Source organism: Trichocoleus sp. FACHB-46, assembly GCF_014695385.1.
In the GTDB taxonomy this organism is placed as follows: Bacteria; Cyanobacteriota; Cyanobacteriia; order FACHB-46; family FACHB-46; genus Trichocoleus.
On record NZ_JACJOD010000076.1, the window covers coordinates 119,929 to 141,708 of the forward strand.

Sequence of the window (21,780 nt, forward strand, 5' to 3'; positions counted from 1 at the left end):
TATCTCTCCACGATCATGGCTGAAGAGACAGGAGCTTGAAGTCTATCTCTCTACTTGGCTGTGAGGTCTAGAACCCATTGATAAGAATCCGCCACGTCTTAAAGCGTTTATGAGAAGTTCGATTGCAAGCACCTCCTGACTTCCATACCGTCTGTACCTAAACAGATGAGTTGGAATGACTTCTGCATTTTCTCACTTACATCTGTCACGCGTTGGAATTGCTTTGATTCTGAAACCCCTCAAATGATAGAGGGCTGTCTCTCTATAGGTCCGCTACCTTGTCTAGGACGATGGCAAGCTCATTCATGAGCCTGTTGCAAGGGTGGTTCCATCCATACCTTGCTGCACCCATTTCTAGGTGACACCATGAACCGTATTTCTTCAGTGCTAACGACTTTGGGCCTAGCTGCCACTCTAATTGGTATGCCCTCGGTCGTTCAAGCTTACCCCACGACTGCAATCACCGCTCCCATGGGGTCTGTCGATGCTTATAACGAAGGCGTGTACCAAGCTCAGCAAGGCAACTACTCTAAGGCGATCGCTAACTGGAGTCAAGCGATCGCGTTCAATCCGCAATTCCCTGAAGCTCACTACAACCGGGGGCTTGCTCACTTAATGTTGGGCGATGCGTCAGCAGCGATCGCAGATTTTGACCGCACCCTAGAGATTAACCCCCAGGACGGAGATGCTTACAACAACCGGGGTCTAGCGCATCAAGCGCTGGGTAATGAGTCTCAGGCGATTGCAGACTTCACTCAAGCCCTCCAGATAAATCCTCAGGATGCTGAAGCCTACCAGAATCGAGGCTTTGCTCGGCTGAGCTTAGGAGATAAAGCTGGAGCGATTCGGGATGCTCGGCAAGCCTCGGCTCTATTCTTAGCGCAAGGCAATCCTCAGGAAGCGCTGCGTAGCGTTTCCTCAGACACGCTTTAGGAGAGTGAGGGGGATGGCTCTAGCTTTTCCCCTTTCAGTCAGGATTAACTTTTGCTAAATCTCGAAGTTGAAGCCTTTTTCCCTGAGTTGGTGATATTTGGCTGCATCGAACTGATAGAGTCGGGCGGCTCGATGCGCAACATCGGTTTGAGTTTCGTCTAGTTCAACCAAGAGATTCATCTTTAGAAGCTTCTTGCGAAAGTTGCGTTTATCGAGCCGCACGCCCAACACAGTTTCGTAAAGAGTTTGAAGTTGGGAGAGAGTGAATTTTTGGGGAAGTAATTCAAAGCCGATCGGCTCATAGCGAACTTTGCCTTTGAGTCGAGCGATCGCTATATCAACAATTTGCGCATGGTCAAAGGCCAGCGAAGGGAGATGGGAGATCGAAAACCAGGCTGCTTCGCTGGCATCGGTCGTGGCTTCGAGAGCATGCTCTCTGAGATTAACTAAGGCATAGTAAGCAACGGTGACAACGCGCTCACGGGGATCGCGATCGATCGCCCCAAATGTATATAACTGCTCTAGAAATACATCTTGTAGTCCTGTTTCTTCCTGTAGCTCTCGACGAGCCGCCGTATCAATGGATTCGTCAATTCGGACAAAACCGCCGGGAAGTGCCCATTGCTCCTGAAAGGGAGGTAGGTTGCGTCGGATCAGCATTACTTGCAGGTTATTCGGCTCATCCAGCCCAAATATTACGCAGTCTATAGCCAAGTTGGGGCGGGAATATGAGTACAGGTAGGTCATAGATTGACATTGTGTATTTTTGACATTAAGCTTGTTGTTATAGGTACACTATCCCATAGTAGAGACCCAAATTAAATTAGTGGGTGGCTTGGAATGACAACTCAAACACAACTGCCGATTCCTCCCCACTTTGCTACTCAGCGCGTCGGTGAGGTGTGGCGCGTTCCTTATCAAGAGCGAGCAGTGCAGGCGAAAGCATGGGCTAAGCAGCAGGGGTTACAACCAGCCGCCAAAGATCAGACACGCATTTGCTTAATGGCGATCGATGTACAAAATACCTTCTGTATCCCTGATTTTGAACTGTTTGTGGGCGGGCGATCGGGCAATGGGGCTGTGGAAGACAACGGGCGATTGTGCGAATTCATCTATCGCAATTTGGACGTGATCACCGAGATTGCGCCAACCATGGACACCCACACAGCGATGCAGATTTTTCATCCTAGCTTTTGGGTGAATGGTGCTGGAGATCATCCCGCTCCCATGACCATGATTTCTTTATCGGAAGTGCAGCAGGGTATTTGGCAGGTAAATCCTGCGATCGCCTACAGCCTCACTCAAGGCAACTACATGCTGCTAGAACGCTTTGCCTTGCACTATACCCAGCGCCTCAGCGACAACGGCAAATATCCTCTGACCATTTGGCCTTATCACGCCATGCTGGGCGGTATTGGACATGCGCTGGTTTCTGCTGTAGAGGAAGCCTGCTTCTTTCACGCGATCGCCCGTAACAGTCAAACTAATTTTGAGATCAAAGGGGGAAATCCCTTAACCGAGAACTATTCAGTGCTGCGTCCTGAAGTACTTGATAACCCTGACGGTCACCCGATTGCCCAGAAGAACACCCACTTGATTCAAAAACTACTGGAGTTTGATGCGGTAATCATTGCTGGACAGGCCAAAAGCCATTGTGTAGCCTGGACAGTTGATGATTTGCTCAGCGAAATCCAGACCCAAGACCCCAGTCTGGCTAAAAAGGTTTATCTGCTGGAGGATTGCACTTCGCCGGTTGTAGTTCCTGGGGTTGTTGATTTCACGGAGCAAGCGAATGCTGCGTTTCAACGCTTTGCCGACGCAGGCATGCATGTAGTGAAATCTACAGATCCGATCGCGCTCAGGCGCCAAAATTAGCAGAATGAGAGGCGATCGCTCCCCTGATTACTAAGACGACATTACTGAGGCTCTACTAGGCGTTTGAGGCGCAGGTAGGCTTCCTCAGGGGTGAGGGGTTCTGATTCCGTTTCATTGGGAATGTAAAACTGGCGGCTATCGGGAAAATGACGCACCACGAAGCTGGGAATTAAGCCTAACTTCATGGCTTCATAGCCTAATTGCTCTGCTGTTTCGGCTAGGGTAAATTCGTCGTGGAAGTGGCGCTCAGTCATGATGAATCCTAACTCCTACAAACCACAGCAGTAGTCTTTGGTAGACTTTACCACATTAGATTTGTGGGTTTCTGTTGGTTAGGCTTTACCCAGCTACCTAGAAGGTTAGTTGAGGCTTGTGAAATTGGATTCGCTCTCCCTTCCGCTGGTCTAAGAAGGTTGTAAGAAATGGCGTCTATGCCAAACGGACTCTGTCTTAGGGCAGTTTGGCCTGTGAGATAAATGAAGTAGAAATTAGGATGATAAATCTCGTGAAAACTGTGTTCTATGAAATCAATGACTAAAGTCTTTTCTATAGTTGGACGCTGGACAGCTACTATTCTATTTTGTGCATCAGCGATCGCTTTCGTTTGGCAAGGTGCGTTCTTCTCGAACACGAGCGCAATGGCCGCTCCTGCTGCCACCTTAATCGCGACATCCGATACAGGTGAGCAAGTTAAGAAAGAAAACAAGAGTTTTGTGAAAGATGCGGCAGAGAAAGTGAAAGAAACTGCCAACAAAAATGCGAGTCGGGTTGAGGACGCAACTGATGGTAGCGCCAACCCGATCCAGCGCAAGGCTCAGAGAGATGTAGCTCGCATTGAGAAAAGAGCCGATGAAGATGCAGCTCGGACTCAAAAGGCGATCGACAACAACGTGAATGCAGTTGAACGTGCGGTTGACAGCATCAAAGGTGTCTTCGGTAAGTAGACAATAAATAGCAACTTCTTGATTAGAGAGCGATGGAGAACTGAGTCTAACTAGTTCTCCATCGCTTTTTTAATGGTCAGCTATGCAGCGCGGGCTTTGAAGCTGAGAATGGCACCGAATTAGAGAATGGCAGCGATCGCCCTTGTGCAATCTCTGGGTGACGTAGGCAGGATAATAACAACGGTTTGTAGCTATTCCAAGTCGTAGCTTCATCTGGCAAACTCCAGACGGTAGCTTTTAGTACAACGAGCGATGAAGCGTGGGCGGTATACCAATACACGAAGCCTTAATGTGCTTTCCATCGTTTCTGTTGGGTTGGGCGAACAAGTATGTCTACGCTGGATAGGGCTATTTCTGCATCTGTGCCGCCGGATGCTTCTGAGCATGCGGAAGCCTGGCACGTAAAACCAAGTCCAATTTTGTCAGTACGAGAGTTGCTGGAGTTGAATGAGCGATCGGATCGCCAAGGCTGGCAGCAATTAAGCAGACATCTAACAGTAATGGTGGCTAGCGGTGCTATCTGGGGTTTGAGTTGGGCGCACTGGTGGATAGCAATTCCAGCATTGGTGGTTTACGGTTTTAGTCTGGCATCGATGTTTGCACCTATGCATGAGTGTGCGCATCGGACGGCATTTGTTAGTCACCCGGTGAATGATGCAGTGGCATGGCTAGCCGGGGTGTTGTCGTTCTACAACAGCACATTCTATCGGCGCTATCACAAGTGGCATCATCGCTATACTCAAATCCCTGGAAAAGATCCGGAGTTGGAGGATATCCCACCGACCAACTGGATGAACTACCTCTGGCAGATGAGTGGCATTCCCTGGTGGATGGGGAAGGGACGGAGACATATTCAGACTGCGCTCGGACAGTTTGAGGGATGTCCGTATATTTCTGAAACAGCGCGAGGAGAAGTGACGCGATCGATTCGGTGGCAGTTGGCCGTCTATGGCGGCGCGATCGCCCTTTCCATCGCTGTTCAACAACCCTGGTTCTTCATCTACTGGCTGTTGCCACTGGTGGTAGGACAACCAATCTTGCGCTTCGTTTTGCTGGCAGAGCACACAGGTTGCACCCAGGATGGCAATTCTCTGAGTAATACACGCACCACGCTGACAATGTGGCCGATGCGATTGTTGATGTGGAATATGCCGTTCCATGCGGAGCATCATCTCTACGCATCGATCCCCTTTCATGCTTTACCTAAAGCCCACGAAAAGTTAGCAGGGCAGTTCACTGAAGTAAGACCGGGATATGTGGCAGCCAACCGCCACATTGCTGCTCGGTTTGATGAGGCTGCCTGAGTAGTTGGACCAGATGCTAGACGGCGGAGCACTGTTTTGCTCCAGTGCTAACCCTCTTTTTAGGAAAACCCCACATGACTCCAGCTCTGTCTGAAATCGCCCGTGAGCGAGGTATCCGCTTTTTTTTGATCTCGTTTACCGATCTGTTTGGGACGCAACGAGCGAAGCTGGTACCGACAGCGGCGATCGATGCAATGGCAACTAGTGGTGCGGGATTTGCGGGGTTTGCCACTTGGCTGGATATGACGCCTGCTGACCCAGATATGTTTGCCCTGCCTGACACCAGCAGCCTGTTTCAATTACCCTGGAAACCGGATGTAGCCTGGATGCCCGCAGATCTGGTGACACCCAAAGGGATATCGATTCAGCAAACTCCCCGTCTGGTGCTGAAGCGAGTGCTGCAACAGGCGCAGGATATAGGCTACAGCGTCAAGACAGGAGTAGAATGCGAATATTTTTTGTTGTCAGCCGATGGAGAAACGTTATCGGATGCGTGCGATCGCCAGATCAAACCCTGTTATGACCAGCAAGCCCTGATGCGGCGATTTGATGTGATTGCTGAGATTTGCGATGCCATGCTCACTCTAGGGTGGGGAGCTTATCAAAACGATCACGAAGATGCCAACGGGCAGTTTGAAATGAACTGGACCTATGCTGATGCACTCGTGACTGCCGATCGCCATGCTTTCTTTAAGTACATGGTGAAGGCGATCGCGGAAAAGCATGGACTCCGCGCCACTTTCATGCCCAAACCCTTCGCCCATCTCACCGGGAACGGTTGCCATACCCACTTATCCGTTTGGGATGCGGTAGGCACTACCAACCTGTTTCATGATCCCGATGGAGAACTAGGGTTGTCATCCTTGGCCTACCACTTCATCGGTGGGGTTCTCCGTGCCGCCCCTGCTCTCTGCGCCTTCACCAACCCCACGATCAATTCCTACAAACGCATCAACGCCCCTGCTACCCTCTCTGGGGCAACTTGGTCACCCAATACGATCAGTTACAGCGGTAACAACCGGACACATGCCATCCGCATCCCCGAACCTGGACGCTTTGAGCTACGTCTAGCTGATGGAGCTGCCAACCCCTATCTGTTACCCGCCGCCCTCATTGCCGCAGGGTTAGATGGAATGGTGCAAAAACGAGATCCGGGTCCCCGCTATGACAACAACAATTACACCCAACCCCTCCCTCCAGACACGGCGAAATCTTTTCCTGACAACCTTCTTGATGCCCTACGCCAGTTAGAAAATAACTCGACCTTGCACGAATCACTAGGAACAGAGTTTGTGCAGTCTTATTTGAAGCTGAAGCATCAAGAATGGCGCGACTACAGCACCCAAATTACTCCCTGGGAGCGAGAAACTACTCTAGATTGCTAAACTTCGACGGGTGCAGCCAAGGATGAGATGTGAATTATGTCACTTCCATCGTTAATAATTTCAAGGCGTTGAATCCTCCGGAAGAACCAAGCCAGTAAGCTTGAAACGGCTTAGGGTGGATATAGAGTTGCAGTCCTCCCTAGGAGCACCCGAAAAACAAAGACTAGTTCTTTGAGACCAATATTTTTTAACTGTGCTACGGCTGCGCTACTGCCCTCACTCGGAGGCTTGGCGATCGCAATGAGTAAAAACCACGCCTTATTTTTTAACTGGCCTGCTCACTGGACGAGACGACGGTTTGTGCGATTTGGGATCGTGGGGTGCGCTTTACCGATCGCGGTCTCTCAAGTAACGCGTTGTGAAAATCAGAATTTATCAGTTATGGGAACTTCAAAGCAAATCGATTCAGCCGCTACAGGCCAACTACGGTCTCGACCAGAACAGCCTACAGTATTTGGAAAATCTGGGCTGCATCCTCTCCAGTTAAGTGAAAAAAGAGACGGTTTCCTTTATGTGCCTGCTAGCTATCGCGCCGATCGCCCTGCTCCTTTAGTGGTGATGCTACATGGTGCTGGAGGAGATGCTGAGGGAGCGCTGACTATCCTTCAGCAAATCGTTGATTCAGTCGGAGCCATTGTATTGGCAGTTGACTCGCGGCGGCAAACTTGGGATGTGATTATGGGTCAATATGGGCCAGATATTGCCTTTATTGATCAAGCGTTGACTCAAACCTTTAGCCGCTATGCCATCGACCCTCAGCGAGTTGGAGTAGCTGGGTTTTCCGATGGCGCTTCTTACGCCCTCTCTCTAGGCATCATGAATGGGGATCTATTCACCCATGTCCTCGCTTTCTCACCGGGATTTATGGCTCCGATTCGGCAAGCAGGCGATCCACATATCTTCGTCTCTCACGGAACCCAAGATAAAGTTCTCCCAATTGATCGTTGTAGCCGCAAACTGGTGCCGCAACTAAAAGGAGCTGATTACAACGTCCTGTATCAAGAATTTGAGGGACCGCATACAGTCCCAACGGCGATCGCCCGAGGAGCCTTGGAGTGGTTTATTCAAACCGACCCAATCCAAACAAATTCCAACCAAAGCTAAGCCCTTCCGGATGCAGTAAGGCGATCGCTGGAAGGGCTTAGGAGCTGCAAAAAAGTAGTAGAAATTTTATGGCAGCAATGCTGAGCGGGAGCTGGCTATTCCCTCAGCTTGAATGGTTGAGAAGGCCGCTTCACCCAAAATTCGATGCGCTGCTGTGGTAGGGTGAATGCCATCCCAAAACAAAAACTGATTAGGATTGCCACAAGCATTAGAACCTGCTAAACATCCACCAGTGACATTGGTAAAGCCAAACTTGGTTGGATTGCTGATGGCTTCTCGGTAAAGCGTGTTGGCATCTAGAGTCGCAATCTGTAAATCGGGATGCTGCTGAGTCAGCACTTTGAGCGATCGCCGTAAGCCTTGATTGTGGGTTTGGCTCAAGGCACTGAGAGTCTTAGCTTGGCCTCCATTCCGGGTAGAAGGAAGCTGCCCCAAGTCTGGTAGATTTGCCACTAAGATCTTTCTCGCTCCCACTTTGTTCAGCGATGCGATCGCCTGAGTAATATTCTGGATCGGGCCATTGGTGTTGCTGACTCCTTGCAAGTAGTCATTTGCCCCTGCCCACAACACATACAGAGCTTGAGAATCTGCTTTTGAATGGGTTTGGGTAAATGAGTTGACTTGGCTGAGCAGCCCCGGAACTAAACTGCTGCGATCGCTGCTAGTTGTGGCCCCACCATAGGCGAAGTTGCTCGTCTGCGCATTAGATAAAGAGAGGCGATCGCCCAGATACTCCACCCAGACTCGACCATTTGAGTAGCGCCCTTGGTAATACGTGGGACGAGGCGGATACATCCCTCCCGTTGCCCGAAACACAGTGCCTACATCTGAAAGGCTGTCTCCAAACACATAGAGCTGATTAATGGGAGTGGAACCTTGAGTGGATAGTGTCAGTGCAACCATAAAACCCAAAAACGCCAGAATTACTGCTAAAAGTCCTTTTTTTATCACGTTCAAAATCTTCCTATTCAAACCTTCTGCTCAGGAGAGCTAGGTTGGATTACCCAAATGGGAGCCTGTAAGCATCCTGGAATCGCCCTTGACACTTGCTCTACTCTAGCCATTCCGCTAGTAAGTGCGGAGGAGATAAACCGTACTAAATGGAGAGGATTGTTCTACCCTGTAGCACTACAGCTAATACCAATTCCTAAGCGGTGACTTACTAACAGACTTCCGGTCCAATATTCATGCAGAGTCTCAGAGACGTTTACAGGCGGTGCTGCCCCAGTCACCCGTAAAAGGAAGATTGAGGGAGAAATCTACTTGAAACAGTATCTATCTGACAAAGATGGCTCAGTTTAGATCTAGCTCTCTGGTTGAGCTGGGCGATCGCGGTTAAATCTTCAAAGCCATCTCAGCTCGATGTCTTGCTATCCAGGCCCAAGCCCATTGAAAAGTTATGCCTGCTCGTTGGGCGGCTTGTTCGTCTTCGGGACGATCGCCCACATACAAGCAGTTTTCTGGTAAGTGATTGTGTCTGACCATCGCCAACTTCAGCATGCCAGGGCTAGGTTTGCGATACTGGCGGAACCATTTCGTTATGCTGTGGTTGTGGACATTGTGGCGAGTCACGCGGAAGCACTTTCTGCCTTCAAAATCAGGACAGAAGTAGATTTCTTTTAGTTGAGGAATGAGCTGTAGGGTATATTGCTGTTCTTGAATGCATTGCTTGATGGATTTGTGCCCAGCCGCAACACCGCCTTGGTTGGTGATGCCTACGATGAGCCAATCTGCGGGATAGCTCTGGATCGCTAGATCTGCCCCAGCAATGATCTGTTGGTCTTGCGGGTGCTGCAAATATAGCTGTCCATCTAGGGGTTCGCGGATGGTGCCGTCGAGGTCGAGAAGAAGAAGGCTCATAATAAGAAAACTGCGATCGCCGAAACACTTAGACCAACCACAAGCTCAATTGCTGTCAGCCCTACTTTCCATACTGATAATTTGCTCAGCACAATTCATCAGCCCTAAGGAGAGATCGCGCTTGGTAGCTAAGCCTACAGGCTCTATCACTACCTGAATAGAGGCCAATCGCTCAGGGTACAGTTTGGGCTAACTAATCAGGCTTGGCGTACTGCTCAATATAGCGATCGCCCAATTGTTGACCCTGAGTAACCTGTGGAGTAACTTGTGGCTGGCCTAATTCGGATGACCGTTTTACAGTGGCTTAGGCAAAGGGGGTCAATTTTTTCTTCAGCCAAATATCGGCTCTGGCATGGAGATAGCAAGGATCAGGATGTAGGGTAATGGCTCGATCATAGGCAGCAAGGGCCGAGCCATACGCTCCCATCTCTACCAACAACAGACCTCGGTTGAACCAGGCTTGGTGATATAGCGGATTTATGAACGTGGCTTTGTCATAGCAAGCTAGGGCTTCTGCTTGTCGCCGTAGGGCACTGTAAGCATTACCTTGGTAGTTCCAAGTTTGGCAGTTATTCGGCTCTAGGCTTAAAGCAATATCAAACGCTGCGATCGCCGCTGGGTATTGCTCAGCCGCACAAAGATCGCAGCCTTGCGCTTGCCACTGTACCGCAGAGTTAATCTCTAGTTCTGCTTCTGCTGAAGTCATGCGATCGCCCACTCAATTCAATCCGTTCTCCTCCATTATGCCGAATATGCAGAACGGCAGCGCCAATCAACCAGATCGGTCCAGATCGGTGCAGATCGATTCCTGATAGGATGGTTCAGGTGATCCAGTCTTGAGACAATCTCCACCCCTTCGGCCTTGCAAGCGAACCTGTAAATGTCACTCTCTCAGATCCTGCCGTTGTCAACTTGTCCGGGACTTAGCTTAACAGCCCTAGCTCCCATGCAGGATGTGACCGATTTACACTTCATGAGCGTGCTGGCTCACTATGGCTGTCCCGATTACTTTTTTACCGAGTACTTTCGCGTTCATCCTAGTTCTACGCTCAATAAAAAGATTCTGCGATCGATTACAGAAAACACGACGGGTCGCCCAGTCTTCGCGCAGCTGATTGGGGAGAGCATTCCTGACTTAGTACGCATAGCCCGCGAGTTAAGCCACTATCCGGTTGCAGGCATCGACCTTAACTTGGGTTGTCCAGCTCCCAGAGTTTATCGCAAGAACGTTGGTGGCGGGTTGTTGCGTGACCCAGAACAGGTGAAACGAATTCTGAGCGAGTTACGGGAAGCTGTGGCAGGGCGGCTGACTGTCAAAATGCGGCTTGGCTTCGACAACACAGACCACTTCGATCGCCTCCTCGACCTGATCAATTTATGCGACATCAACTTATTGAGCCTGCATGGTCGTACGGTGAAGGAGAAGTATCATAGCGCTGTGCACTACGACCTGATTGCCCACGCCGTCCAACGAGTTAGGTGCCCAGTGTTAGCCAACGGTAATGTGACCTCCGCCACCTCTGCCCTATCTATTTTAGAGATGACAGGAGCCGCAGGAGTGATGATTGGTCGGGCTGCTATTCGTAACCCCTGGATTTTTCAGCAAATCCGCCAAGCCTTGAACGGTCAGCCTGTTTCTGGCGTTCCTCTCAGTGCCGTTCACGATTACATTGAGCGCTTGCGCCAAACCCAAACCGCGTCAATGGTGCCAGAGCGGGCGCGGGTCAGCCACATGAAGATGTATCTCAACTTTATTGCTCAAAGTGTTGATGTTGCGGGAGCCTTCTTAAGGGAGATGCGCCAAGCTCGGACGGAAACGGAACTCTTGGCAGTCTGCGCTCGCCATTTATTAAGCAACCCAGAGACAGAATTCGCTTTGGAGCCATATCCGGGGCTGGTCGCTCGTCCCACTTGTGAAACTCCCCAAGATTGCTGTGCTTGATACTTTACCTTTGATACTTTATCTACTGATCTCAACATCTTATGAATTTCTGGCAACAGATGACTTCATGGCTCGGTACCGATGTCCGCGATCGCCATTTTCATCGCTTTAATGGTTGGTCTTTAAAAGATCGTGATCCTGAAGCGATCAAAGCTTGGATGCCGATCTGGGAATGGTTCTATCGTTACTACTTCCGGGTAGAAACAGAAGGGTGGCAGCACATGCCAGCTAGCGGCAAGGTGTTGATTGTGGGCTCCCATAATGGAGGCTTGGCGTCACCTGATACCTCAATGGTCATGCTCGATTGGTTTCGGCGATTTGGCACTGAGCGTCCCGCCTATGCTCTGATGCATCCGACCGCTTGGCAAACTCCTATCTTTGCGGTTCCAGGGGCGCAGGTGGGAGCGATTCAGGCTCATCCGAAAATGGCGATCGCGGCCTTGCAAGCCGATGCGGCTCTACTGGTCTATCCGGGAGGTGCCCAAGATATGTTTCGTCCATATAGCTTGCGCCATCGCATTCACCTGGCAGGACACCGAGGATTTATTAAGCTGGCCTTGCGAGAGTCAGCGCCGATTGTGCCTGTGGTTTCTCATGGGGCGCATGAAACGCTGATGGTTTTAGGCGACTTTTATGAACAGATGCAGCAATTTCATCAGTGGGGATTTCCTTGGCGACTGGATGGCAACACTGGGGTATTTCCTATCTACTTGGGGCTGCCTTGGGGAGTGGGAATCGGTCCGTTGCCTAACTTCCCTCTGCCAGTGCCAATTCAAACCCGTGTCTGTGCGCCAGTCGTCTTTGAGCGTTATGGACGAGTCGCTGCCTGCGATCGCGCTTATGTCGATGCCTGCTACGAACAAGTACGAGCCCACATGCAAAGCGAATTGGATGATTTAGTTGCAAAGCGCCAAGATCAGCCATGATTTAACCTGTTTTACCCCAGGGTGTAACGTAGGAAATTAGAACAACTCACTGAAAAACATCGTTGATTAGCGCTTCTCTGAATCAGAGGTCAGAAATGTCAATGTCTACTAGGAGATCAGGACTATCTCAACTATTGAGCCAGGTATTTAGCAGAAAGATCAAAAACAGGGAGATCAAAACTTCCAAAACCTTTCCTAGAAGTTTGGTGCTCCTCCCAGTGGTACTCTTTGCTTGCACTGCCCCCAGAGCTGAGCAACCTCAGCGTCCAGAGACAAGCACTGCTGTAGCGACAAAACAACCTGTTGAGTTGGTTGGGAATTCTTCAATCGCCAGTCACAAACAGAAAGCAACCTATTCTCTCGTAATTCACCGCAGCGATAAGCGCCTGGAAGTACTCAACAGTCAGGGCGATCGCCTGTACGAAGCCCCGATCGGGATTGGGCAGGGTGGCATGAAGGAGAAACAGGACATGGCTGACCTAGTAACGCCGACGGGTGAGATGACAGTAGACCTAATTCTCTACAAAAAATCTGCTTACAACCAAATCGCGAGCCAGAATGTGCAGCGTTTCGCTCAAAATCCGCAATTTCGTCCCCTGGTGATTCAACCGCAAGGTTTGGTTCAGCTATTCCAGAACATGAGTCGGCTTGACTTTGATGGCAATGGTAGCCCAGACAAAGCCTATGGCGACGGGTATATCGGACTCACCTCAGAAACCACAATTACAGGCCCTAAGATGAGCACGTTTGCTTCAACGCCGTACTGGTTTTCGATCGCGCTGCATGGAACTCCTAATCCCAAGAATATTGGCCAAGCGAATTCTGGGGGTTGCGTGCATCTGGCCCCCGATACCTTGAAACAGTTGATTGAGCAAAAATGGGTCCAGCTCGGCACCGCCGTTAAAATTGTGGATTAAGCTAGGATGCTAAATCCGCAATTGTGGGAGCAATGTAACCTACCTCCCGATATAGGCACTGCCATGTGAACACCCATAACATTGAGCTTCAGTCGTATTTCAGGTAAGGCATATGTCATCTCAATTGAGCAGTAAGCCAGAAAAACTTGAGGCCAAGCAAAGTACATTGTTTGATCGCACCTTTCGAGACAGTGAAGGCAAGATCGTGATTGCTCAGATGCCCAATCTCCCCCTCCTGGTTGGGTTGACAGCAACTGTTCTGCAATCCGTGCTTCCTAGTGGCAAAATCCAGACCGCATTCGATTTAGTCGCGTTTGGTGCTTTGTTTACTTGGGCCTGGCAGGAACTGTTTGAGGGAGTTAACTACTTTCGTCGATCGCTTGGCTTGATTGTATTGTTGAGTATGCTGATGCTGGGACTTAACCTCGGTAGAGTGTGAATCCTGCCAGGAAGCTCACGCCGTGAGAAGTCTCGTTAGGTGTTGAGTCATTTTGGCGAAAAGCTGTATATCCAGTTGGCCTCTGTTACAGCGCATCAATCCGATGCAGTGACTCCATCAACTCCTCAATCTCCTCATCACTAGAGCATTGCTGCACCTGAGATTTGAACCACTCTAACTCTTCTGGTTCTGTGCTTGGCCCTTGGTACACTAGCAGTGTGCCTGCCACTCGTGCCAAGGTGAGGGGTTCATGAGGCACATGATTCAGCAGGGCATTAGCGTCTTCATATAGCTGTTCTGCTGCCACCTCGTTCAGCGGTTTCCCCATCTGTGACGCAATTTCCTGCAAGCTTTGCTGAATCGATCGCTGAAGATCTGGGGGGAAAGAATAGTTCATGGTGTCTGGGTAAAGGATTTAAATGCTTTAGGATTCATTTTCTCTCTCGCCACCCTTCTAATCAGGCATTTCCTCAATGCTGCGTGGTTCACCCTTCGGCTGCTGATTCATCTCATGACGGTAACGACTGGAGGCTTCGTACACCTGCCTCCGGACTCGCTGGATTGAACCAAGTGGTCGATGCTCTGCAATGCAGTGCCAGGCGTTGAACGATAGCACTTCATCCACATAAACACGCCGCGCGGGGCTAAACGCCTCCTGCACTGGAATTGTGAGCTTGGCGATCGCCTGATAGGGACTTTCCTGCTCGGACCACGGAATCGAGGCATCTTCGATCGGCATCGTCTCCAAATTGGTGCAAAGCTGAGCACGCAGTTCATACTCGGCAGGTTGCTGACGGAAGAAATCGACAATCAGATCGCGCAGAACTGAAGAATCATTGGTTTCGACCGTTTTGCCCACGAGTGGCTGAAGACTATCTGAGATGGGAACAGCGCTAATTTTGGCAATATAGTCTCCATAACGCAAGGCAGCAGTCGTATAGTAGGTCTCTCCCAGAATGTGGGTTTCTGGCACCGTGATCCCCAACGCAGTCGGGTAGAGGTCTATTCCTACCTTTTTGGTGACGGCATTCACAGTGCGTAGGGCAGTGGTCAGAAGTTGTTGCGCCTCCTCAGGGGCACGGACCACAACCTTTTCTTGAAGTAATTGCTCATTGAGGTAGCGAGCGACATTTCCCGATGGAAAAACCGGGCGGTTGATCATCAAAAAATCTTGGGTCAGTGCGTCTGGTTCAGAGCTAAATAGCTTAGAACCTTCTACGCCGATGACCTTAATGGCCATCCCCCGAAACGCAGACATGCCATCGGGCATGATGTCACCGGGAGAGGTTGAGAAGCGAATCATTACAGGATAGGTTCGCGGTTCACGGAACAAGCCCTGCGCTAGCGGTGTAGGCAGGTTGTCATATATCGTCAGTTCCCCTTTGAGCCCACCGTGTCCTTTGGCATGGGCACCGCGCATGGCATGGCGATGTTTGTCAAACACCCTTTGCCCCATGCGGCCAACCGAGTCTAAGGTTTCGTGAATGAGCTTGTCTTCGTCGGGTTGTTTGACTTCTACATCGTCCGAGTAGCGAACGTATTGTTCTCTGGGGCTGGGCATTAAGGTTCCTGGTCAGGTTGAGGGGATTATTCTAGACAGTCGTAGTTTAACAATCTGAAATGGAGTCTGCCTTCAAACAGATTGAATCAAGTAGCTTGAATCAAGCTAGAAATTACTTCAATCAATTTTTTGGGTTCGATTGGTTTGGAGACATGCTGTTGAAACCCAGCTTGTAGTGCTTGTTGCTGGTTGAAGTCTCCAGCGTAAGCAGTCAGGGCGATCGCTGCAACTTGCCCACCTTGCTCTGGCGACAACGCTCTTACCTGTTGCATCAGCATGTAGCCATTCATATCTGGCATCCCGATGTCACTCAGCAGCACATTTGGCCTAGAGTGGATGAGCATGGTCAAGGCTTCAGCAGCAGTCGTTGCGATCAGCACAGTGGCTCCAGCTTCCTTCAACACAAAGGCCACGAATTCTCGTGAATCCGGTTCATCATCCACCACTAAAACCTGAACCCCATGCAAATCGTAGTCAGATTCTGGCGATTGACGGCTCTGAGTAGCGATCGCCTGTGTGGGCATCAGTGGAAGTCTGACGGTAAAGGTAGCACCCATGCCAACCCCTGGGCTTTCAACTCCGACCGTGCCTCCGTGTAGTTCGACCAAGTGCCGCACGATCGCTAACCCTAATCCCAGCCCGCCAAACTTTCGTGTTGTAGTGGCATCAGCTTGCCGAAAGCTGTCAAACACATAGGGCAGGAAGTCAGGGACAATTCCCTGTCCAGTATCACCGACTGTAATGTAAGCGTATGAGTCTAAGCGCTCTAGCCGAATCCTGACTTGCCCTCCGTTTGGCGTGAACTTTACCGCATTGGAGAGCAGATTCCAAACCACTTGCTGCAACCGAGTAGAATCTCCAGAAACCAATCCCACATCTGGGTCAAGGTTGCTCTCAATTTGGATTGACTTCGCTTCTGCCGCTAGCCGTACCGTTTCCATCGCCGCTCGAATGATGAAGATCAGATTAATCGCGCTAACTTCAAGGTTGAGCTTGCCTTGGAGAATCCGGGAAACATCGAGCAAATCTTCAATCAATTCCGATTGCAGTTGGGCATTGCGTTCGATGGTCTTCAACGCCTGTTGGGTTCTGGCTGCGTCTAGCTTGCCGTTCTGCAAGAGCCTTGACCAACCCAAAATTGGGTTAAGGGGCGATCGCAATTCATGGGAGAGTACTGCCAAAAACTCATCTTTGAGCCGATTCGCGCGATCGGCTTCGACTCGGGCAGCTTGCTCACGGGTCAGGAGGTGTTCGCGTTCTGCCTCAATATGTTTTTGCTCAGTGATATTGAGTACAGTGCCAATAAAGCGTTGTGGCTGGTCGGCAGCATCAAAGTAAACTTGTCCTTTTGCCGTAATCCACCGTTCAACCCCATCTTGAATCCCGATCGTGCGATATTCTACGCTATACTTGCCGCCCCTGGCTGGGTTCAAAACTTGTTGCACTACTTTTTCTAATCGTTCGCGATCATCAGGGTGTAGACCTGCAAAAAAGCTCTCAATGCTGCTCTCCGCTTCTGGGGGTAAGCCAAACATGGCTTTGCAACCTTCATCCCAAATCAGTTGATTAGTGATCAAATCCCAGTCCCAGGTCCCTAACTGAGCAGATTCGATCGCCATGCGGAAGCGGTTTTCACTGTCGCGTAAGGCTGCTTCGGTGCGGGCCCGATCGACTGCTGCCCAAGTCCGCTCGGCGACTTCTTCTACTAAAGCCACTTCGTCTGGTGTCCAGTCTCGCGGTCCAGCCATGTGGACTGCTAATACCGCTACAAATTCGTCACCCTTGACCAGCGGTATGCCGATGTAGGCTCCAATCTGGATCGCAGCGTAGGCTGACCGTTGGGCTGGGGATAGGTTGGGATCGGTTGCCACATTGGGCATGTACACCGTACGACCCGCACGGAACGCCGCAAGCAGCTTGGGTCCAAATGAATCAATGGGATAGCCGCCAGCGATCGCGTCGGCACCGTTGACGTAGTCACGCTCAACCACGTAATCAGCACCGCAAACCTCGAAGTAGGCCACGCGGTTCGCACCGAGATATTCACCCAGCACTCGGCTAGCTGTAGCCTGAATCTCCACTGGGTCAGCAAGTGGGCGTAGGGTATCGGTCAGAGCAACCCGGAAGGCATCAAACTCGGCAGCACGCCGTGAAACTTCTTCTGCTCGTTTGCGTTCACTAATGTCATTGAACAGAACTGCCACTTTGCGCTCGTGCGGCTCACCGACCCGGAAGGCGTAAATATCAAAAAAACGTCCTAGCGCCTCAGCAGAGTTCTCAAAGCGTATCGCTACACCTGTTAGCGCAATTTTGCCGTAAACCTCCAACCAGTATGCGTCATGCTCTGGGACTAATTCGCGCATTGTTTTGCCAATCGCATCCACCAGTCCCGTGTGTTTCTCAAACAGCGGGTTAGCTTCCAGGAAGCGGTAATCGTCTGCTTTTCCGATTTCATCAAACAAAACTTCGATCAAGCAAAAGCCTTCGTCGATCGACTCAAACAGCGATCGATACTTTGCTTCCGATTCGCGCAAGGCTTTTTCTGCTTGCTGGCGTTCGTCTTCAGCGCGCACGCGATCGCTAATGTCTCGCGAGATGCACAACAGCCTTTCAACTTGCCCATTTGCTCCCCGAATAGGGCTAATCTTGTTATCCCACCACTTAGGTTCGCCGCTCAGTGTTGGACGAAATCCTTGAAAAGTGCAAACTTTACCCGCTCTAGCCTTCACGATCGCCTGGATTGCCACAGCCTGAGTCGATCCTTGCCAGAACTCAGTCCAGGATGTATTCAGAAACGGCGTAATGTCCTGGATGCTAAGCAGCGCTTGCCCTCGCGGACTCATGAACAGAATTCGCCCCTCTAAATCCAATACCTTGATGCAGTCATCGCTACTTTCAAGAATCTGCTGATCAAAATCCTGACTTTGGCCTCGTGCCATTGTTGGCTCTACCTGTTCAGCTTCAGCGCTGCCCTGAGCGGTGTTTTGAGTGATGTTTTGAGATAAATACTTGTCAGAAGCGACAGAGCGACGAAGGCTATCAGTCATACAGTCTCCATCCTTACTCTGAAAAGTATTTGGCGAGCAAATCTTTGCCAGTTTCACCCATCTGATGCAGCAATTGTTCAATCTGCTTCAACGCGATGGGTAAGGGCTTGGTTCGCCCATTTTCCCAGCGATTGACGCTCTGAAATGAAACTCCTAGCTTCGCGGCAAACTTGACTTGGGAGAGTGCTAGCCGTTGTCGCGTTTCTCGCACGAGATCCGCTAGCTCCGATGCGGCGATCGCAGGCATAAGGCACAAACCATAAAACAGCATTCACTAGCTATACCACGTGGTATAAAAAGCTTTCTCCCTCAGAAGACACAGGAAAGACGTTGCTATCTCGTCTAAGGAACACTCGTTACAGGAATAAAGTCGAGATCGATCTTATTTTTGTAACTGTTGGCATTACTGCTTGCCGAGGAATTCCACAGTAATGAAGTAAAGGATGCCGAGGCTCTTTGGTAGAGAGCGAAGCAATTTGGGTTTACTGTTAATCAGAATTATGCGTCTGCCCCATCTGGTGTTAACAGAACTGGCATGTTCTAAGCCTCTGGAGCTTTTTTAGAGCCACCTATTTTGGTAAGCGTTGGAGATCCCACTGATGTCTGCGACCTGGACCGCTGAGCAAATCTTGGCACTAGCCCCCGATGCAAGTTCTGCTAAGAACGGCAAAGGCTTAGCGAGCATTCGCAAATGGGTTGTGTTGGGCCAAGTAGAGCTAGCAGTTTGGGGAGAATGTCAAGGCAGTGGCAAAAACCCCTATCGAACGCAGATTGACTTGAGCGAACCCGCGTTTCAGTGCAGTTGCCCCAGCCGTAAGTTTCCTTGTAAACATGGCTTAGGGCTGTTTCTGGTCTGGGCCGAGCAATCCACTGCCTTTAGTGTTGGCACGCCGCCGTCCTGGGTTGAAGAGTGGCTGAGTTCTCGCCAACAGCGTCAAGAAAAGCGCACGCAAAAACAAAAACAAGAGCAATCCAAACCGATTGATGCGGCTGCTCAGGCAAAGCGGGCTAGCGCTCGCGCGGCTAAGGTCACGGCTGGTATTCAAGATTTGCAACTATGGCTTCATGACCTAACTCGTCATGGGTTAGCGACGGTGCAACAAAATTCTTATCAGTTTTGGGACATGCCCGCAGCTCGGCTGGTAGATGCCCAAGCACCCGGATTGGCTCGACAACTGCGAGAAATGGCAAGCATTCCGTCTTCGGGGTCAGGGTGGGCAGAACGATTGCTGAGCCGTCTAGGAAAACTTCACCTGCTGCTAGAAGGGTTCCAGCGCTTGGAGTCGCTACCCGCTGAAACTCAGGCCGACATCCGGAGTTTAATTGGTTGGACCCAAACTCAAGACGAGTTATTGACAGAGGCGATCGCGACAGAGCTACCCAATGAACTTCAAAACGCAGGGCGTGATGGTTCAAAAGAGATACTGCGTGACCATTGGTTAGTCCTAGGACAACATCACACCGAAGAAGACCGTCTGCGAATTCGGCGGAGTTGGCTTTGGGGTCAAGAGAGCCAACGCAGCGCCCTATTGCTCGATTTTGCTCACGGCAAGCAGCCGATGGATGCCAGCTTGATTGCAGGCACAGTTTTGGATGCAGAATTGGTGTTTTATCCTAGCGCTTACCCGCTCCGAGCCTTGCTGAAAACTCGCCACCACGCTCCAACTCCAATGCAGGAGATGCCAGGTTATCCAACCATTGCGATCGCCTTGCAAGCTTATGCTCAGGCAATGAGCTGCAATCCCTGGCTAGAGAGGTTTCCAGTTGCGCTCCAAGCGGTAACTCCAGTCTGTGAAGGCAATCATTGGTTTGTGCAGGACTCGGAGGGACGGTTCCTCAAGCTTAGCGATCGCTTTTCTGGAAGCTGGCAATTGCTGGCCCTGAGTGGAGGGCATCCGGTAGCGCTGTTTGCCGAATGGGAAGGAGAGACGCTACTGCCGCTCAGCGTTTGGACAGAAAACAAATTCTATGTTTTGAAGGGTGATGCTCTATGACTTCGCCCTGGGAAACTCTTGTGACAGCGGCGCTTTTGGGCACAGAGCGCCAAGCGTTTACTCCGCCTGCTGAGACTGGCTTGCTGGGTGAATTGCTCTCGCGTTTAGATGCTGCCAACCCGGAAGCAGCTTTACTGGGAGCGGCGGCAGCTGTCTCTTTGCATCAACAGGTGGGGCAATTGCCCGCGATCGCTCGTAAGCCTTTACCCACGGCTTGCGACTTAGACGATCTACCCCGGTGTAGTCCTCAAGCGGGTCATCACCTGAGCCTGATGCTAAGCGGAGAGTACGCCAAAGTGTTACCAGAATGGTTAGCGGCAGTAGCGGCGGCAGGGCAGCGAGTACCAGAATTTAATTTGCCTGCTTTGCTGGATTTGGGCCAGCGCAAAACCGATTTACAAGCCGCAATTGCGCCTGTGTTAGGTAAGCGAGGTCAATGGTTAGCAGCCCAAAACCCGGATTGGAATTTTGTTACGGCGACTGAGGAGGATACAAGTTGGGAGACGGGCAACCGTGCCGCTCGAAAAGCTTTGCTGAATCGCTGGCGATCGCAAGAGCCAGAACGCGCCCGCCATGCCCTGGCAGCTACCTGGAAACAAGAAACTGCCGCCGAAAAAACAGCTTTTCTGGAAACTTTTTCAACCCAGTTGAGCTTGGCAGATGAACCTTTTCTAGAATCGGCGTTGAGCGATCGCAGCAAGGATGTGCGCCGGGTTGCCGCTGATTTGTTGTCGAGACTACCCGACTCCCGCCTCTGCCAACGAATGACAGAACGAGTCCACCGCTACATCAAGTTTGGCCCGAACCAAACCCTAGAAGTCACCCTGCCTGAAGCGCTTGATCCTGACCTGCTTCAAGATGGGATTGAGCCAAAAGTACCCTATAACTACTCGATGGGCGAAAAAGCTTGGTGGCTGTTGCAGATTGTAGCGGCCACTCCCTTAAGCGTTTGGACTTCAACCCAATGCACTCTAGAAGCGTTGGTGCAAGCTGCCGTGCAGAGTGAATGGACTCCAGTATTTTGGCAAGGCTGGAAGCAAGCGACTATTCGCCAGCGATCGCCAGCCTGGGTGCCTGCTCTGCTGGAGTTTCATCTGGCAACAACCCAAGATGTGACCTATCTCCAGGACGAAGACTTACAACAACTTATGGCGCTTTTACCTGAAGCTGAGCAAGAAGCATTGGCGCTCAATCACTTGCAGCTCAAAGGGATAGAAAATTCAGCCGCATTGCGAATGCTATATCAGGTGCGTTCAGCCTGGAGTATCCAACTAGGCCGAGCGGTGCTGGACGCGCTCTATCAATACATCACTGTCTTGGAAGCACACCCCTTATGGCACCTGCTAGAGGCTTTGAAAGAATTTGCCCTCTGGATACCTCCCTCTTTATTAACCGAAGCCATCCCCTTAGCCGCAGCCATTGAGAACCGTAGCAACTGGGCTGCCAGCACTGATCAGGGTTGTTGGTCTAGAGAAATTGAGAAATTCTTAGCGCTGCTTCAGTTCCGGCAAGATATGTTACAGGCCCTTACCCAGCAATCAAAGTGAAA

21 protein-coding genes are annotated in these 21,780 nt (G+C 50.7%); 12 read left to right on the top strand and 9 right to left on the bottom strand.

Annotated features, from left to right (window positions below; genetic code table 11):
- The first annotated feature begins 366 nt into the window (after positions 1 to 366).
- Positions 367 to 933: a tetratricopeptide repeat protein gene (locus H6F72_RS27805; RefSeq protein WP_190442998.1), complete on the top strand. Its 567-nt coding sequence runs from the start codon at positions 367 to 369 to the stop codon at positions 931 to 933.
- Positions 934 to 987: 54 nt separating this feature from the next.
- Here the strand turns inward: H6F72_RS27805 and H6F72_RS27810 are convergent, their stop codons facing one another.
- Positions 988 to 1,680, bottom strand: a complete 693-nt coding sequence (locus H6F72_RS27810; RefSeq protein WP_190443000.1) for an NUDIX domain-containing protein — start codon at positions 1,678 to 1,680, stop codon at positions 988 to 990.
- 93 nt (positions 1,681 to 1,773) lie between these two features.
- On the opposite strand from H6F72_RS27810, the gene H6F72_RS27815 reads away from it, so the two are divergent.
- Complete coding sequence (locus tag H6F72_RS27815; RefSeq protein ID WP_190443002.1) at positions 1,774 to 2,808, top strand: isochorismatase; 1,035 nt, start codon at positions 1,774 to 1,776, stop codon at positions 2,806 to 2,808.
- Positions 2,809 to 2,849: 41 nt separating this feature from the next.
- Here the strand turns inward: H6F72_RS27815 and H6F72_RS27820 are convergent, their stop codons facing one another.
- Positions 2,850 to 3,062, bottom strand: coding sequence for a hypothetical protein (locus H6F72_RS27820; protein ID WP_190443004.1), 213 nt, complete (start codon positions 3,060 to 3,062; stop codon positions 2,850 to 2,852).
- A gap of 267 nt (positions 3,063 to 3,329) precedes the next feature.
- Between H6F72_RS27820 and H6F72_RS27825 the strand changes: the two genes are divergently transcribed.
- The 4 genes from H6F72_RS27825 to H6F72_RS27840 all read left to right on the top strand — a co-directional run bounded on the left by H6F72_RS27825 (position 3,330) and on the right by H6F72_RS27840 (position 7,545).
- Entirely contained in the window at positions 3,330 to 3,752 is a 423-nt protein-coding gene (locus H6F72_RS27825) for a hypothetical protein (protein WP_242017184.1), read from the top strand.
- A 329-nt stretch (positions 3,753 to 4,081) separates the two neighbouring features.
- Positions 4,082 to 5,056: a fatty acid desaturase family protein gene (locus H6F72_RS27830; RefSeq protein ID WP_190443006.1), complete on the top strand. Its 975-nt coding sequence runs from the start codon at positions 4,082 to 4,084 to the stop codon at positions 5,054 to 5,056.
- Between the two features lie 74 nt (positions 5,057 to 5,130).
- Positions 5,131 to 6,441 carry a type III glutamate--ammonia ligase gene (gene glnT, locus H6F72_RS27835; RefSeq protein WP_190443009.1) on the top strand — a complete coding sequence of 437 codons (1,311 nt, stop codon included), beginning with the start codon at positions 5,131 to 5,133 and terminating at the stop codon, positions 6,439 to 6,441.
- 171 nt (positions 6,442 to 6,612) lie between these two features.
- Positions 6,613 to 7,545: an alpha/beta hydrolase gene (locus H6F72_RS27840; RefSeq protein ID WP_199299356.1), complete on the top strand. Its 933-nt coding sequence runs from the start codon at positions 6,613 to 6,615 to the stop codon at positions 7,543 to 7,545.
- A gap of 66 nt (positions 7,546 to 7,611) precedes the next feature.
- On the opposite strand, the gene H6F72_RS27845 is transcribed toward H6F72_RS27840, so the two are convergent.
- From H6F72_RS27845 to H6F72_RS27855, 3 genes are all read right to left on the bottom strand, one after another.
- A complete protein-coding gene (locus H6F72_RS27845; RefSeq protein WP_190443011.1) occupies positions 7,612 to 8,448 on the bottom strand; it encodes an SGNH/GDSL hydrolase family protein in 837 nt (278 codons plus the stop codon).
- A gap of 432 nt (positions 8,449 to 8,880) precedes the next feature.
- Entirely contained in the window at positions 8,881 to 9,405 is a 525-nt protein-coding gene (locus H6F72_RS27850) for an HAD-IIIA family hydrolase (protein ID WP_190443012.1), read from the bottom strand.
- A 304-nt stretch (positions 9,406 to 9,709) separates the two neighbouring features.
- Complete coding sequence (locus H6F72_RS27855; protein ID WP_190443013.1) at positions 9,710 to 10,111, bottom strand: tetratricopeptide repeat protein; 402 nt, start codon at positions 10,109 to 10,111, stop codon at positions 9,710 to 9,712.
- Between the two features lie 174 nt (positions 10,112 to 10,285).
- Here H6F72_RS27855 and H6F72_RS27860 point away from each other — a divergent pair, with 174 nt between their 5' ends.
- From H6F72_RS27860 to H6F72_RS27875, 4 genes are all read left to right on the top strand, one after another.
- Positions 10,286 to 11,347, top strand: coding sequence for a tRNA-dihydrouridine synthase (locus tag H6F72_RS27860; protein ID WP_190443014.1), 1,062 nt, complete (start codon positions 10,286 to 10,288; stop codon positions 11,345 to 11,347).
- 41 nt (positions 11,348 to 11,388) lie between these two features.
- Positions 11,389 to 12,273: a glycerol acyltransferase gene (locus H6F72_RS27865; RefSeq protein ID WP_370527571.1), complete on the top strand. Its 885-nt coding sequence runs from the start codon at positions 11,389 to 11,391 to the stop codon at positions 12,271 to 12,273.
- Positions 12,274 to 12,491: 218 nt separating this feature from the next.
- Positions 12,492 to 13,190, top strand: a complete 699-nt coding sequence (locus H6F72_RS27870) for a L,D-transpeptidase (RefSeq protein ID WP_190443015.1) — start codon at positions 12,492 to 12,494, stop codon at positions 13,188 to 13,190.
- A gap of 112 nt (positions 13,191 to 13,302) precedes the next feature.
- Positions 13,303 to 13,629, top strand: a complete 327-nt coding sequence (locus H6F72_RS27875) for a hypothetical protein (protein WP_190443016.1) — start codon at positions 13,303 to 13,305, stop codon at positions 13,627 to 13,629.
- A gap of 85 nt (positions 13,630 to 13,714) precedes the next feature.
- Here H6F72_RS27875 and H6F72_RS27880 read toward each other — a convergent pair whose 3' ends face one another.
- The 4 genes from H6F72_RS27880 to H6F72_RS27900 form a co-directional block, all read right to left on the bottom strand.
- Positions 13,715 to 14,026, bottom strand: a complete 312-nt coding sequence (locus H6F72_RS27880) for a hypothetical protein (RefSeq protein ID WP_190443017.1) — start codon at positions 14,024 to 14,026, stop codon at positions 13,715 to 13,717.
- A 57-nt stretch (positions 14,027 to 14,083) separates the two neighbouring features.
- On the bottom strand, positions 14,084 to 15,190 hold the full coding sequence (locus tag H6F72_RS27885; protein ID WP_190443019.1) for a catalase family protein: 1,107 nt from the start codon (positions 15,188 to 15,190) through the stop codon (positions 14,084 to 14,086).
- Between the two features lie 86 nt (positions 15,191 to 15,276).
- Positions 15,277 to 18,237, bottom strand: coding sequence for an ATP-binding protein (locus H6F72_RS29905; protein ID WP_199299357.1), 2,961 nt, complete (start codon positions 18,235 to 18,237; stop codon positions 15,277 to 15,279).
- Between the two features lie 13 nt (positions 18,238 to 18,250).
- Positions 18,251 to 18,484, bottom strand: a complete 234-nt coding sequence (locus H6F72_RS27900) for a DNA-binding transcriptional regulator (RefSeq protein WP_190443022.1) — start codon at positions 18,482 to 18,484, stop codon at positions 18,251 to 18,253.
- A gap of 352 nt (positions 18,485 to 18,836) precedes the next feature.
- Between H6F72_RS27900 and H6F72_RS27905 the strand changes: the two genes are divergently transcribed.
- Both H6F72_RS27905 and H6F72_RS27910 read left to right on the top strand, forming a co-directional pair.
- Positions 18,837 to 20,231, top strand: a complete 1,395-nt coding sequence (locus tag H6F72_RS27905; protein WP_190443024.1) for an SWIM zinc finger family protein — start codon at positions 18,837 to 18,839, stop codon at positions 20,229 to 20,231.
- Positions 20,228 to 21,778 carry a DUF5691 domain-containing protein gene (locus H6F72_RS27910; protein WP_190443026.1) on the top strand — a complete coding sequence of 517 codons (1,551 nt, stop codon included), beginning with the start codon at positions 20,228 to 20,230 and terminating at the stop codon, positions 21,776 to 21,778. Before H6F72_RS27905 ends, H6F72_RS27910 begins: the two co-directional genes overlap by 4 nt.
- Positions 21,779 to 21,780 lie beyond the last annotated feature (2 nt).